This window comes from Escherichia sp. MOD1-EC6162 (genome assembly GCF_002965125.1).
Classification (GTDB): Bacteria; Pseudomonadota; Gammaproteobacteria; order Enterobacterales; family Enterobacteriaceae; genus Escherichia; species Escherichia marmotae.
Genome location: NZ_PTSB01000001.1, coordinates 282,855 through 298,631, shown reverse-complemented (window position 1 = coordinate 298,631; position 15,777 = coordinate 282,855). Strand labels below are relative to the sequence as shown.

General features: G+C 51.8%; 8 protein-coding genes. 5 read left to right on the top strand and 3 right to left on the bottom strand.

The window, feature by feature from the left end; genetic code table 11:
• Positions 1–1,031 precede the first annotated feature (1,031 nt).
• On the top strand, positions 1,032–2,261 hold the full coding sequence (locus A9587_RS01420; RefSeq protein ID WP_105263373.1) for an autotransporter strand-loop-strand O-heptosyltransferase: 1,230 nt from the start codon (positions 1,032–1,034) through the stop codon (positions 2,259–2,261).
• Between the two features lie 3 nt (positions 2,262–2,264).
• Positions 2,265–6,800 (top strand): autotransporter outer membrane beta-barrel domain-containing protein, encoded by a 4,536-nt coding sequence (locus A9587_RS25385; protein WP_105263372.1) that lies wholly within the window; start codon positions 2,265–2,267, stop codon positions 6,798–6,800.
• A gap of 108 nt (positions 6,801–6,908) precedes the next feature.
• On the opposite strand, the gene narQ is transcribed toward A9587_RS25385, so the two are convergent.
• Positions 6,909–8,609, bottom strand: coding sequence for a nitrate/nitrite two-component system sensor histidine kinase NarQ (narQ, locus tag A9587_RS01410; protein ID WP_105263371.1), 1,701 nt, complete (start codon positions 8,607–8,609; stop codon positions 6,909–6,911).
• 205 nt (positions 8,610–8,814) lie between these two features.
• Here narQ and aegA point away from each other — a divergent pair, with 205 nt between their 5' ends.
• The 3 genes from aegA (at position 8,815) to A9587_RS01395 (ending at position 12,606) form a co-directional block, all read left to right on the top strand.
• Positions 8,815–10,794 (top strand): formate-dependent uric acid utilization protein AegA, encoded by a 1,980-nt coding sequence (gene aegA, locus A9587_RS01405; RefSeq protein WP_105263370.1) that lies wholly within the window; start codon positions 8,815–8,817, stop codon positions 10,792–10,794.
• Positions 10,795–10,861: 67 nt separating this feature from the next.
• Positions 10,862–11,437: a GDP-mannose pyrophosphatase NudK gene (gene nudK / locus A9587_RS01400; RefSeq protein WP_000193712.1), complete on the top strand. Its 576-nt coding sequence runs from the start codon at positions 10,862–10,864 to the stop codon at positions 11,435–11,437.
• A gap of 125 nt (positions 11,438–11,562) precedes the next feature.
• Positions 11,563–12,606 carry a DUF1176 domain-containing protein gene (locus A9587_RS01395; protein WP_016249056.1) on the top strand — a complete coding sequence of 348 codons (1,044 nt, stop codon included), beginning with the start codon at positions 11,563–11,565 and terminating at the stop codon, positions 12,604–12,606.
• A 114-nt stretch (positions 12,607–12,720) separates the two neighbouring features.
• On the opposite strand, the gene tkt is transcribed toward A9587_RS01395, so the two are convergent.
• Positions 12,721–14,724 carry a transketolase gene (tkt, locus tag A9587_RS01390; RefSeq protein ID WP_000087315.1) on the bottom strand — a complete coding sequence of 668 codons (2,004 nt, stop codon included), beginning with the start codon at positions 14,722–14,724 and terminating at the stop codon, positions 12,721–12,723.
• A gap of 19 nt (positions 14,725–14,743) precedes the next feature.
• Positions 14,744–15,694: a transaldolase gene (gene tal, locus A9587_RS01385; RefSeq protein ID WP_001003730.1), complete on the bottom strand. Its 951-nt coding sequence runs from the start codon at positions 15,692–15,694 to the stop codon at positions 14,744–14,746.
• Between the last annotated feature and the right edge of the window lie 83 nt (positions 15,695–15,777).

Below are 15,777 nucleotides of genomic sequence, written 5' to 3'. Positions count from 1 at the left end.
AAGCGGATATTTCGTTTGTCTGGTTCCATATCAATAAGCGAGGAAACTGCTCGTTTTTGCTGACGCTCATCAACATACTAAACACTATTTTATGACTTCTGCTAATAATCATATGAATATATAGAGATATTAAATAGATGTCATGTATGATTCTTGTATTTTGTTTGTGTGGAATTATTTTTGATATCTATTGTTTTATACGAATATGACTTGCTCTCTATCTTATTAATTAACGTCGGGTATCTTTTTCCTCTATGGTTCTTAAAATGAGAAGACCATTTTTTTGGTTGAAAATCATATGCTAAGTGATGTGGTAAATATTCTTAGCTTTCTGAGAAAGTATTTTAATCATCTTGGTAGGTACACCGTGAACTATTCTTCATATGGATCGATCTGTTTTATAGATCGATTTTCATTTATCGATCTATAAAAACTATATGACTTTATTTAAATAAACTGTCACTATTTTTAATATCTATTTCATGGAGGGGGTGTCGCTCCGGATGAACTATTGCCAATAAAATGTATTGGCATGGTTTGCAATGGTTTTTTATTAACTTTTGCATTACATGTGTTTATGTTTATTGGGTGTAATTAATTGATTTTATTGATATTTTTTTATTGATGCGAAACGTTTTAAAGACTGTTTGGGCACCTTGTTTCAGGCAGGCTAACAGTAGTCCACTATTAACTAGTGAACGGTAGATGAAGATGTAATATGGAAGTGATTAATCACTAACTTGTCGATAATAATGATTTTACGTTGTTGGTTAAATATCAGCAACGGTGGCGTGTTAGCGCCAAAAATAAAAAACTTTACTCTGATGAATGTTTTTGGATGTTTTTCAATACTTGTTATGGGTAAGGGGGATATTGCGCCAAATTTTATTAAATTATATTGCGCGCAATATGTGTTTATTACCAGAGCATTGGGATAAAAGTTCTCTGTTATGAAAATCATAATCGGTGAGTTTGTTTCTTTCCTCAAAATAAGGCGCTTTATTGAACTTTAATTAAAAAGGAATTTTACAGTGAGTAATGATGATACCCTTGTAGGTACTAAAGCGTTGCAGCAATCTTTTGCTAATGCGCCTTATGTTCCCACTCAAAAATCCCTGCACGGCATTCGCTACGATTTCAACGATGGTGCGCGCATCAAACTCCCTCCGGGTAACTGGCTGGTTAATTTAATCGACGACGCTTCCGGCAATGTTTTATTTACCTGTCAGTCCAGTGAAGGCTGGGTATTGAGCGGTAAAAAGTACTTTGTTGATTTTCGTATTCAGGTTTTTAAGGCGGATGAATCCACGCCGGTGCTGGATGTCGAGCAGGATCTGCGAGACAAGTCTGTCATTATTCATTTCCCCACCGGAACGTTAGGCGATCTCCTTGGCTGGTTTCCATATGCCGAACGTTTTCGCCAGCAGCATCAGTGTCAACTGGAGTGCGTGATGGGAGCAGAAATTATCGAACTGCTCCACGAACAGTACCCTGAAATACAGTTCTCCACCCGCGAAACCATTAAAACCCATAACCCCTACGCCAGCTACCGCATAGGGTTGTACTTCGAAGGTAACGACACCCATCAGCCGCTGGATTTCCGTCAGGTCGGTTTTACCCGCATTGCAGGCTATATCCTCGGTGTCCCGCCGCAAGAAGAACCTCCCCGGCTGAAGCTCGACGCACCGCACGTCATTGATGAACCCTACGTTTGTATCGCCACCCAGTCCTCTTGCCAGGCGAAATACTGGAACAATGGTTATGGCTGGTCGGAGGTGGTGGCAGAGCTGAAAACGTTGGGCTATCGGGTGCTGTGTATTGATAAGGAAGCACACTACGGCTCTGGTTTTGTCTGGAATCACATTCCCCACGGGGCGGAGGATTTTACCGGTGCGCTGCCGTTACAACAGCGGGTAGATCTCCTGCGCCACGCGGACTTTTTTGTCGGTCTGAGCAGTGGCCTGAGTTGGCTGGCGTGGGGGTGTCACATCCCGGTGGTGTTGATTAGTGGTTTTACCGATCCGCAAAGCGAGTTCTATACCCCGTGGCGGGTATTCAACTCACACGGCTGCCACGGCTGCTGGGATGACGTAAGCATCGATTTTGACCAGGAAGATTTTTTGTGGTGTCCGCGGCACAAGGGCACCGACCGACAGTACGAATGCTCTCGACTCATAACTGGTCAGCAAGTTAACCGCATTATCCGCCAGCTTCATCAAACCCTAAGCGACGAACGCGCCGCCCTTAGCCTAAAGGACTAATTCATGAATAAAACCCATAACATTGTCTGGAGTGTGGCACGAAATATGTATGTCGTCGCCTCCGAATTTTCGCGTGGCGACAGCCGGATGAAAACGCAGGTGAAGACGGTGGCGACAATGGTATTGTTGGCGTTAAGCCCGCTTGATGCGCAAGCGGTGTTTACGCCAGACGTGACGGATGAAACGGTCGCGGGGGAGGCAGGGGAAAAAGGCTCGCAGCATAACACCTATGTTAACGGTAGCTTCCTGGTTGTTGGAACGGGTAATACTCTGGGGAGCGGCGGCGGGCTGGAGCTGGCGTCAGGCGCGACCTTTGACCTGAATGGTATGAGCCAGAGTTTCGATTATCTGTACAGCGATGTCGGCAGCACGCTGAACCTTGATGGCGGCGAGCTGACTCTCGGACGCGACAGCGGCTACAGTTCCAGAATATCGGGGATAGTTACCGGCAGTGGTTTGCTGGATATCTATGGTTCACTGGATATTTATGAGGAAAGCGATCTCAGCGGGCTGAGTGCGACAATCGATATCGAGCAGAATGCTGAGGTACATACCTGGAATGCGGCTCTCGGCACCGGGAGCATTGTGGTTGACGGCGTGTTATACATGGATGCATCCGCCGGCGATCTGAGTAACAACCTCAGCGGCAGTGGCGATATCTGGGCGATAAGCGCGCTCACCATCAGCGGCGAAAACGGCGATTTTGGCGGCACCTGGACCATCGACAGGGACAGCAGCCTTACCGTGGCGGATGTCCCGGTGTTGGGTACAGGTAATGTTGTTGATGGCGGCACTCTGTATCTCGGTGGCACTGAAGACTGGGCGCTGAACAGCGGCAACGTGATTAGTGACTACTACAACTACGACGGCGAGCAACATGTCGAGATAAACGCGGGTAAAGTGGTGAAACAGGACGCTAATATCATCACCATTGCGCACGCCAACACTTACAGCGGCGGCACGCTAATTGCCGAAGGCACGCTGAATGCCAGTGACGTTGGTGCGCTGGGGATGGGCGACGTGGATAACTACGCCATGCTGAACCTGAATGCGGCGGGAGAATACGTGCTGGCGAACCTGACGACATTTAGCGGCGGCACCACCACGCTGGCGGCGGGTTCAACGCTTAACACCGGCGTATTCACCCAGCAGGATGGCAGCGTTCTGAATATCAACCTTGGGGAAGACGCCAGTAGCCCAATCATCACCGCCGACAGCGCCTCGCTGGACGGTACGCTGAATATTACTGGGGTGGGTAATATTCAGGAGCCGCTCAGCCATGATCCCTACACCTTCACGCTGATCGACACCGATGACACCATCAACGGCGACTTTGACGACCTGACCATCGCCGGAATGAAGACGAGAGCGATCGACTTCCTGACGGTCGCGGGTCGTATTAACCCCACGGATAACTCGCAGTACGAGCTCGCCACCTCGCTGTCCTGGTACGCAGATGAAAACAGTGCGGTCACAGATGCTCACGGAACCTTCACCCTGAGCGATCCCGATGGCAGCTTTACGCTGAACACCATACTGGCCGATGTTGCCCCGAACGACGCCACTCGCTGGGATGGTTCAACGCTGACCAAAGCGGGTGACGGCACGCTTATCCTGAAGGCGGCGAATACTTACAGCGGCAACACGCTCGTTAACGGTGGCACCCTGATTGCCGGAGTCGATAACTCGCTGGGTGAAGAGGGGGGGCTGGAGCTGGAATCTGGCTCCACCTTTGACCTGGATGGCATGAGCCAGAACCTTGAGTACGTATATGGCGATGTCGGGAGCACGCTGGATCTGGACGGAGGTAAATTGACTCTGGGAGGCGACAGCTATATGACCTCCTGGTTTAACGGCATCGTGACCGGCGGCGGCCTGCTGGATGTGTACGGCGATCTTATTATCGGGCAGACGAGCGATCTCAGCGGACTGAGTGCGACTATCGACATTGAGCAGTATGCCGTGGTGGAGGCTCAAACCCTGGAACTTGGCAGTGGGCGTATTGTGGCTGATGGCCTGCTGCTCATTGAATCCGCAGCCGGTACTCTGGATAACAACATCAGCGGCAGCGGCGATGTCTGGAGCACAGGCGATACCACCCTCAGCGGTGACAATAGCGGGTTTAGCGGCTCCTGGACCCTCCGTAATTATGCCAGTTTCCGGGTGGCTGATGCTTCCGCGCTTGGCACGGGTAATGTCGTTGATGGCGGAACCCTGTATCTCGGCGGCACTGAAGACTGGGCGCTGAACAGCGGCAACGTGATTAGCGACTACTACAACTACGACGGCGAGCAACTCGTCGAGATGAACGCGGGTAAAGTGGTGAAACAGGGCGCTAACGCCATCACCATTGCGCATGCCAACACTTACAGCGGCGGCACGCTGATTGCCGAAGGCACGCTGAATGCCAGTGACGTTGGTGCGCTGGGGATGGGCGACGTAGATAACTACGCCATGCTGAATCTGAATGCGGCGGGAGAATATGTACTGGCGAACCTGACGACGTTTAGCGGCGGCACCACCTCGCTGGCGGCGAGCGCAACGCTCAGTACGACCGTGCTTGACCAGCAGGAGGGCAGCGTGCTGAGCATTGATTTAGGCGCGGATGCCAGTAGCCCAATCATTACCGCCGACAGCGTCAGCCTGAACGGCACGCTGAATATCACCGGGATTGGCAATATTCAGGATCCGCTTACCCATGCCCCTTACGCCTTCACGCTGATCGATGCCGACAGCGCTATTAGTGGGGACTTTGACGACCTGACCGTCGCCGGAATCGAAGCCAAAGAAACGGATTTCCTGACGGTTGACAGTCGTGTAGTACCCGCCGATAACTCGCAATACGAACTGACGGCGTCACTCTCCTGGTATGCGGATGAAAATAATGCGGCGACGGATGCGCACGGCATCTTTACCCTCAGCGATCCCGATGGCAGCTTTACGCTGAATACGGTGCTGGCGGATGTCGACCCGAACAGCGTGACTGGCTGGGATGGCAAAACGCTGACCAAAGCGGGTGACGGCACGTTGATCCTGAACACTGCCAACACTTACAGCGGTGGAACTCGCGTCACCGAAGGCACATTGTGGCTGACGGATACCGGAGTAATTGGCGTGCCGGATGTGTCTGGCCAGGGGGCTGTAAATGTTGACTCTGGTGCCACTTTCGGCGGCAGCGGCGTAGTGAACGGCGATGTCTACAACAGTGGCAAGATTGCTATGAGCCATGAAGGCGAAACGGGCAACACACTAACCATCAACGGTAACTACACTGGCGACAACGGTAATCTGTATTTCAACACGCAACTGGGCGACGACAGTTCACCAACCGATAAACTGGTCATCTCCGGTGATACTTCGGGTAACACGACGGTCTATGTTGCTAACGTCAATGGTAAAGGCGCACAGACGAAAAATGGTATTGAAGTGATCGATGTCGGCGGCCAGTCAGAAGGTGTCTTTACCCAGGGTAACCAGGTGCAGATTGGGCTGTATGAATACCGTCTGTATGAAGATGAAGGCGACTGGTATTTACGCTCACAATCCACCGTTCCACCGGAACCGGATGATAGTGGCGATGTCCCGGTAACGCCGCAATATCGCCCTGATATCGGCGCTTACCTCGGTAACCAGTGGATGGTGCGTAACCTGCAAATGCAGACGTTGTACGATCGCGAAGGTAGTCAGTACCATAATGAAGATGGCAGTGTCTGGATGCGTTTCAAGGCGGGTAATGCCGGGTCGCAGGCGGCTGACGGCAATGTTGATATCAACAACAACTATTCGCAGTTTCAGTTGGGCGGCGATATCCTGGCGTGGGATAACGACAGGCAGAGTCTGAAAGTCGGCGTGATGGCCAGTTACATCAACGCAGACACCGACAGCGAGGGTAATCGTGGCGCGGACGGCAGTCGGTTCAGCGCGACAGGTAATGTTGATGGCTACAATCTCGGAGTATATGCGACCTGGTTTGCTGATGCGCAAAACCATCAAGGGGTTTATGTCGATAGCTGGTATCAGTATGGCTTCTACAACAACAGCGTGAGTAACGGTGACGTAGGTTCTGAGGGTTATGACTCCACGGCACATGCCATCTCACTGGAGACGGGCTACCGCCACGATATTGCGCTGAGTAACCAGAATACAGTGAGCCTGATACCACAGGCGCAGGCGACCTGGCAGAAGTATGATGCTGACAGCGTTATCGACAATAACGGCACTCGTATTGACGATCAGGATAGTGATAGCTGGACCACCCGTCTGGGGCTGCGTGTGGATGGTAAATTGCACAGGAACGCAACATCCATGATCCAACCATTTGCCGAAGTGAACTGGTTGTACACTAGCGGTGATGTTTCAGTTTCGTTCGATGGTGCGGAGATGAAACAGGATAGCCCGACTAACCGGGCGCAGGCGAAAGTAGGGATTCAGGCGAACCTGGACAGCCAGTGGAGTATTACTGGCCAGGTTGTTGGTGAGACAGGAAGCCATAACTATAACGATCTTAATGGCAGTCTGAACCTGCGTTACAGTTGGTAAAATACAGAGGGCTTACCCGGTGTTGTTTCGCCGCCGGGTAAGTAAATGTATCAGGCTTATATCAGTCGTAGAGCCTTATTTAAAGTCGGCTTATTTCGAGCATGGATGTCAAATAAGCTGGCTTTCCTCACCCTCCGCAGAGCGAAAGCTAATACTCACTAACGTGCCACCGCCAGAAGGTTGCGAAAAAGTCAACGTACCACCCAGCCGTTCTGCACGCTCGCGCATGATATTCAGACCATAATGACCTTCGGGTTCTTTCGGTTCACCGATGCCGATACCGTTATCACGGATATAGACCGTGTGATTGCCGTCCGGCGCGGTGACGCAACTGACGGCAATTTCGCTGGCGTTGGCGTGCTTCATCGCATTCAGCACCGCCTCGCGAATAATTTGCAACAAATGCACTTGCATTTGTGCATCCAGCGCCAGGGTTGGCAGACGGCAGTCGAGCGTCAGTCTGGCACTGGTTTGGTTTTGCAACGCATCCAGCATTTCACGCAGCGCAGAGGGGAGATCCGCCTGCTGGAGTGTCAGACGGAAAGTGGTCAACAGCTCGCGCAACTGCCGATAAGCATCATTCAACGCCTGGGAAAAATCGGCCATGATACTTTGTGCGGTGGCGTTATCTTCCGGTATCGAACGCTTCAGTAATGTCAACTGGATACGTAAGTAAGAAAGCACCTGTGCCAGCGAGTCGTGCAACTCGCGGGCGATGGTTGCGCGTTCTTCCATCAACAGCAACTGCTGAAAATGCTTCTGCGCCTGATTAAAGTACAAACCACGACCCAGCATCGACGAAACGCTGTTAAGCAGCGGTTCTGACGCTGACACGTTACTATTTTGCCAGTGTAGTTCGCCATACACTGTCTCTTGCATGGTCACCGGCAAAATTTGCATCGGCAGTTCAGGGTTTGGCTTTCCTTCGCTAATCCGCCAGTTTTCACCAACGTTAAGCTCCAGGTAATCAGCCGCTTCATTGTCGCGAACAATCTGCAAAATATGACGGAAACAATGTACATCAATCTGGCTGGTATTTAGCGCCTGCGAGCATTGGTACAGCACTTCCAGACGGCGCTTCGCTTCGTGGAGATCGCGGGTTTTTTCTTCTACTGACGCCTCCAGCGAGCGGTACAACTTATGCAGCTCGCTCGACATCTGGTTAAAGGTTTTTGCAAGCAGCCCCAGTTCATTCGGCAGGCTGGTATCCAGTGGCGGTGAGTTGAACTGCCCGTGTTCAATACGCTGACTGGCGGTCACCAGATGATTCAGCGGAGCAACCACCTGATGGCGTATGCGGCGCAGAGTAAAAAAGACCAGCGTGAAAATACCGATGCCGCCAGCCAGAGAAATCGCCACCACCAGCAGCATTTTGCGTTCAGCGTAGTGCTGCAAAGCCAGCACGAACAGGTCTATCTGATTGACATAACTATTGATATTAGCCTGATACCACGGCAAATCGCCGTTAATGAGCCGGTTATTCATCTCCAGCCAGTTGGCATTTAAATGCGCATAGCGAGTTTTTACCGCTTCTGGCACATACCAGACGTTGAGATTGGTTAATACCGGTGAATGCAGTGCCTGCTGGAACAGTTGGCGATGCGCATTGAGCTGCGGGCTGCCGCGTTGCAGATCGTAACCCAAACGATAACTTTGCATACGTAGCGATCCGGCAATATTGATCGCTTCGGCATCGCGCAAACTGCTCGCCAAAGTTAGCAGAGCAATACCAGTGGAAAGGATCGACAGCAGCACAATGTAAAAAAAGGCCCGGGCCAGACTGGCCGAGACGGGTCGTTTGACAATCACACGCGTCTTCTCCACATAAAATAATTAATGTTTCAGGTCGCTGAAACGCAATTTAATAAGCGATGAGATTATTTGATCTGCCACAGTTTATAGCGAAATAGTTACTTGCCCTGGGCAAATGAATATTGCCGATTCCCCTGTAAGTCGGGTAATAACAACACTCATATAAAGAATAAGGTTTTTACAACCAAAAAAGAAGGTCGTTATGAATCGTTTTATTATGGCCAACAGTCAGCAATGTCTGGGTTGTCATGCTTGTGAAATCGCCTGTGTCATGGCTCACAATGATGAACAACATGTCTTGAGCCAACACCATTTTCACCCCCGAATTACGGTTATTAAACATCAGCAACAGCGTAGTGCGGTAACCTGCCATCACTGCGAAGATGCGCCCTGTGCCCGTAGCTGCCCCAATGGCGCGATCAGCCATGTTGATGACAGTATTCAGGTCAATCAACAAAAGTGCATTGGCTGTAAATCCTGCGTGGTGGCCTGTCCGTTTGGCACCATGCAAATCGTCCTGACCCCCGTCGCTGCGGGTAAAGTGAAAGCTACAGCGCATAAATGCGACCTGTGCGCAGGGCGAGAAAACGGCCCCGCCTGTGTCGAAAACTGCCCGGCGGATGCGTTGCAACTGGTCACCGACTCCACATTATCCGGCATGGCGAAATCCCGCCGCTTACGCACCGCTCGTCAGGAACATCAACCCTGGCATGCCAGTACAACGGCACAAGAAATGCCGGTGATGAGTAAAGTTGAGCAAATGCAGGCAACGCCCGCGCGCGGCGAGCCGGATAAACTGGCAATTGAAGCGCGTAAAACTGGCTTTGATGAGATTTATCTACCGTTTCGTGCCGATCAGGCGCAGCGAGAAGCCTCGCGCTGCCTGAAGTGCGGTGAACACAGCGTCTGTGAATGGACTTGCCCGCTGCATAACCATATTCCACAGTGGATTGAACTGGTGAAAGCCGGAAACATCGACGCAGCGGTCGAGCTTTCTCACCAGACCAACACCCTGCCAGAAATTACCGGGCGTGTCTGCCCGCAAGACCGCCTGTGTGAAGGTGCCTGCACCATTCGCGATGAACACGGCGCGGTAACCATCGGCAACATTGAACGCTACATTTCGGATCAGGCGCTGGCGAAAGGCTGGCGGCCTGACTTAAGCCACGTCACCAAAGTCGACAAGCGGGTGGCGATTATCGGCGCGGGGCCGGCGGGGCTGGCTTGTGCGGATGTCCTGACGCGTAACGGTGTTGAGGTGACGGTGTACGATCGCCATCCGGAAATCGGCGGCCTGCTCACCTTTGGCATTCCTTCTTTTAAACTGGATAAATCTCTGCTGGCGCGTCGTCGGGAAATCTTCAGCGCGATGGGAATTCACTTCGAACTCAATTGTGAAGTGGGCAAAGATGTCTCTTTGGATGCGTTGCTGGAACAGTATGATGCGGTCTTCGTTGGCGTAGGTACTTACCGTTCCATGAAAGCGGGCTTACCCAATGAAGATGCGCCGGGCGTTTATGACGCTCTGCCGTTCCTCATTGCTAACACCAAACAGGTGATGGGGCTTGAAGAATTACCGGAAGAGCCGTTTATCAATACCGCCGGACTAAATGTCGTGGTACTGGGCGGTGGCGACACCGCAATGGACTGTGTGCGCACCGCGTTGCGTCACGGCGCGAGTAACGTCACCTGTGCCTATCGTCGTGACGAAGCTAACATGCCTGGCTCGAAAAAAGAGGTGAAAAACGCCCGCGAAGAGGGAGCGAACTTCGAATTTAACGTCCAGCCGGTGGCGCTTGAGCTGAATGAACAAGGTCGCGTTTGCGGAATTCGTTTCCTGCGCACGCGTCTTGGTGAAGCGGATGCACAAGGACGTCGACGTCCGGTGCCGGTTGAAGGCAGTGAATTTGTCATGCCAGCCGACGCGGTGATTATGGCGTTTGGTTTTAACCCGCACGGGATGCCGTGGCTGGAGTCGCACGGTGTCACTGTGGATAAATGGGGCCGTATTGTGGCGGACGTTGAAAGCCAGTACCGTTACCAGACGACGAACCCGAAAATCTTCGCCGGTGGCGACGCCGTGCGTGGTGCGGATCTGGTGGTTACCGCAATGGCGGAAGGGCGTCATGCGGCGCAGGGAATTATTGACTGGCTGGGGGTAAAATCAGTCAAATCTCACTAATTTCATACACAGACAAACCCGACTTCACAGCGTAAGATAACAGTTCATTTCGCGCTGTGGAGTCGGTATGACGCAACAAATCACCCTCATCAAAGACAAAATTCTCTCCGATAACTATTTCACCCTGCACAACATTACTTATGATCTTACGCGCAAAGATGGCGAAGTGATCCGCCATAAACGTGAGGTTTATGATCGCGGTAATGGCGCGACGATCCTTCTGTACAACGCGAAGAAAAAGACCGTGGTGCTGATTCGTCAGTTCCGCGTTGCCACCTGGGTTAATGGCAATGAAAGTGGGCAGTTGATTGAAACCTGTGCTGGACTGCTGGATAACGATGAACCGGAAGTCTGTATTCGCAAAGAAGCGATTGAAGAGACGGGTTATGAAGTTGGTGAAGTACGCAAATTATTTGAACTGTATATGTCGCCTGGCGGTGTGACCGAGTTAATCCACTTTTTTATCGCGGAATACAGTGACAGTCAGCGCGCTAACGCGGGTGGCGGCGTAGAAGATGAAGATATTGAAGTGCTCGAGCTGCCGTTCAGCCAGGCGCTGGAGATGATCAAAACTGGCGAGATACGTGACGGTAAGACGGTGTTATTGCTTAACTATTTGCAAGCGTCACATTTAATGGACTGAAAAGTAACAATAATATTTCGCTGATTATTATTGGCTCAATCCGATAAATCCGATTGAGCCGCGCTATCTGCGCAACGAAGATACGACTTGTGCTGTTTGTTTGAACTTCTGGGGTCGTACCGTCCATGCGCTATCGCATTTTCCTTCTCATGTTTATCGCTTTGTTGCCGACGTCTTTAGCGTGGGCAGCACCAGCGCAACGGACGTTTTCCGACTGGCAGGTCACTTGTAATAATCAAAATTTCTGCGTAGCGCGCAACACAGGCGATCACAATGGGTTGGTGATGACTCTTAGCCGCAGTGCCGGGGCGCATACCGACGCCGTTTTACGTATTGAGCGTGGTGGTTTGAAATCACCGGATGCGTTGGAAGAGGAGATAGCGCCACGACTACTATTAGATGGCAAGCCGCTGGCATTAATAGGAGATAAGTGGCGAATTTCGCCGTGGTTATTAGTGACCGATGATACGGCGACCATCACCGCGTTTTTAAAGAGGGTTCAGGATGGGAAGGCAATCACCTTACGTGACGGCGAGCAGACCATTTCTTTGAGCGGTTTAAAAGCGGCGTTGATATTTATTGATGCCCAACAAAAGCGCGTTGGTAGTGAAACCGCGTGGATCAAGAAAGGGGATGAGCCGCCGCTTAGCGTGCCGCCTGCGCCTGCACTGAAAGAGGTCGCAGTAGTGAATCCAACGCCAACGCCACTCTCACTTGAAGAACGTAATGATTTGCTGGATTACGGTAACTGGCGGATGAAGGGGCTGCGTTGTTCGCTTGACCCGTTGCGTCGTGAAGTGAGCGTCACGGCGCTGACCGACGACAAGGCATTAATGATGATTGGCTGTGAGGCTGGCGCGTATAACACCATTGATCTGGCGTGGATCGTTTCGCGTAAAAAACCGCTGGCATCGCGCCCGGTAAGGTTGCGCTTACCGTTCAACAACGGTCAGGAGACGAATGAACTGGAGTTGATGAACGCGACATTTGATGAAAAGTCGCGTGAACTGGTGACGTTAGCGAAAGGGCGTGGGTTAAGCGATTGTGGTATCCAGACTCGCTGGCGTTTTGACGGCCAGCGCTTTCGTCTGGTGCGTTACGCCGCAGAGCCAACCTGCGATAACTGGCATGGACCAGACGCCTGGCCCACGTTGTGGATCACCCGTTAAACATCATGGCGGGAACATGTAAGCCTGATAAGACGCGCCAGGCCGGATAAGACGCGCCAGGCCGGATAAGACGCGTCAGCGTCGCATCCGGCAATCAGCATCCGGTAATCAGCATCAGACGCCTTTTACCCCAAGCACCTTATGCGCTTTTGCCACAATATTCTCGGCAGTAAAGCCAAAGAACGGGAATAGTTTATCCGCCGGAGCAGATTCGCCATAACCCGTCATTCCGACAATCGCCCCTTTCAGACCGACATATTTGTACCAGTAATCGGCAATACCTGCTTCTACCGCTACGCGGGCAGAAACGTTTGAGGGCAGCACCGACTCACGATATTCCTCATCCTGGGCGTCAAAAATATCCGTCGAGGGTAAGGAAACCACGCGCACATTGCGTCCTTCGCCCGCCAGTTTCTCTGCCGCTTGCAGGGTAATCTCCATCTCTGAACCGGTAGCAATCAAGATAATATCCGGCTTGCCGCCGCTGTCTTTCAACACATAACCGCCACGAGCAATCTCTTTCACCTGCTCCGGAGTGCGTTCCACCTGGGCCAGATTTTGTCTGGAGAGGATCAGCGCCGTCGGTCCGTTATGGCGCTCAACCGCCAGTTTCCAGCCCACCGCCGCTTCTACCTGATCGCACGGTCGCCAGGTGCTGAAATTCGGCGTTAAGCGCAAACTGGCCAGTTGCTCAACCGCCTGGTGCGTCGGGCCATCTTCCCCCAGACCAATCGAGTCATGGGTATAAACCATAATCTGCCGCGCTTTCATCAGTGCCGCCATACGCGCGGCGTTGCGGGCATATTCAACAAACATCAGGAACGTTGCGGTATACGGTACAAATCCACCGTGGTGCGCGATGCCGTTGGCGATAGCGGTCATACCAAATTCACGCACCCCGTAGTGAATATAATTCCCTGCCGGATCTTCCTTCAGCGACACAGAACCTTTCCAGATGGTGAGGTTGCTGGGAGCCAGATCCGCTGAACCGCCAAGCAGCTCCGGCAGCATTGGGCCGTAAGCGTTAAGCGTATTTTGCGAGGCTTTGCGGGTCGCGATTTTCGCCGGATTCGCCTGCAACTCATTGATATATTTCTGAGTCGTTTTCTCCCAGTCTTTCGGCAAACCGCCACTCATCCGGCGGGTAAACTCTTCTGCCAGTTGTGGATGGGCTTTTTTATACGCGGCAAACTTCTCATTCCAGCTCTGCTGCGCTTTTTCGCCTTTTTCGCGGCCATCCCAGGCGTGGTAAATCTCTTTGGGGATCTCAAAGGGTGGATGATGCCAGCCCAGTTTTTGCCGTGCCAGCGCCACTTCTTCTTCACCCAGTGGGGCGCCGTGCGCCTCTTCTTTACCCGCTTTATTAGGCGAGCCAAAGCCAATCACCGTGCGGCAGATAATCAGCGACGGCTTATCTTTCACGCTTTGTGCTTCGAGAATAGCTTCCTTCACCGCTTGCGGATCGTGACCGTCGATTTCGTGGACAACATGCCAGTGATAGGCTTCAAAGCGTTTTGCCGTATCGTCGGTAAACCAGCCTTCAGTTTCACCATCAATCGAAATCCCGTTGTGATCGTAAAAACCAATCAGCTTACCGAGTCCTAGCGTTCCCGCCAGTGAACAGACCTCATGGGAGATACCTTCCATCAGGCAACCATCACCCATAAACACATAAGTGAAGTGATCGACAATCTCATGATCCGGCTGGTTAAACTGCGCCGCCAGCGTGCGTTCTGCTATCGCCAGTCCGACTGCGTTCGCCAGCCCCTGACCCAGCGGCCCCGTGGTGGTTTCTACGCCCGGCGTATAGCCAATCTCCGGGTGACCTGGTGTTTTTGAATGTAGCTGACGGAAGTTCTTCAGCTCTTCCAGCGGCAGGTCATAACCGGTCAGATGCAGCAAACTGTAGAGCAGCATCGATGCGTGACCGTTAGAGAGAATAAAGCGGTCGCGATCATACCAGGTCGGGTCGGTGGGGTTATGTTTAAGAAAATCGTTCCACAGCACTTCGGCAATATCGGCCATGCCCATCGGCGCGCCGGGATGACCAGAATTGGCTTTTTGCACCGCATCCATACTGAGCGCGCGAATCGCATTGGCAAGGTCTTTTCGGGACATAGAACACTCCGTGGCTGGTTTACAGTTTGGCGGCAAGAAGATCTTCCAGTTTGCGTTGATCGACAGCGAACAGGCGGATGCCTTCAGACAGTTTTTCTACCGCCATCGCATCCTGATTGTGTTCCCAACGAAATTCCGCTTCGCTCATAGGGGTAGGGCGCGGGAAATGCTGAGAAGGCGGGATTAATTTACGTACCACCGGCGAGACTTTTTCCTGCAACTCTTTCAGCAAGTTCGGCGCGATGGTCAGACGGTCACAACCGGTTAAAGCGAGGATTTGCTCGGTACGGCGGAAACTTGCGCCCATCACGATGGTTTCGTAACGGTGCTGTTTATAGTAGTCGTAGATATTGCGTACTGATTTGACGCCCGGATCTTCTTCTACCACATATGGGTCCATTGGTTTGCGCGCCTGATACCAGTCATAAATACGGCCCACAAACGGTGAAATCAGAAAAACGCCTGCTTCTGCGCAGGCTCGTGCCTGAGCAAAGGAAAACAGCAGCGTCAGATTGCAATTAATACCTTCTTTTTCCAGCTCTTCTGCCGCGCGAATTCCTTCCCATGTCGAAGCCAACTTGATCAGAATGCGTGACTTCTCAACGCCCTGCTGCTGGTACAAATCCACCAGATGGCGCGCTTTCTCAATACTCTTTTCTTTATCAAAAGAGAGGCGTGCATCAACTTCTGTCGACACACGACCGGGTACGATTTTGAGAATTTCTGTACCGAAATTGACCGCCAGTTTGTCACAGGCCGCGACGACTTGTTGTTCCTGGGTTTGACCGTTTTTTTTACCCCAGGCAATAGCATCGTCTATTAAATGCTCATATTGTGATAATCCGGCAGCCTTGAGTAACAGCGAAGGATTGGTGGTGGCATCCTGAGGATGGTAGTGACGAATGGACTCAATATCGCCACTGTCTGCCACGACCGTGGTGAACTGTTTGATGCCGTCTAACTCGTTCATAGGAAATACTCCTTGAAAAGTAAAGTGTTAGATGAGTGCGTTAATTCACACTTCTGACAAATTTCGCGAAACGCATCAAAAAA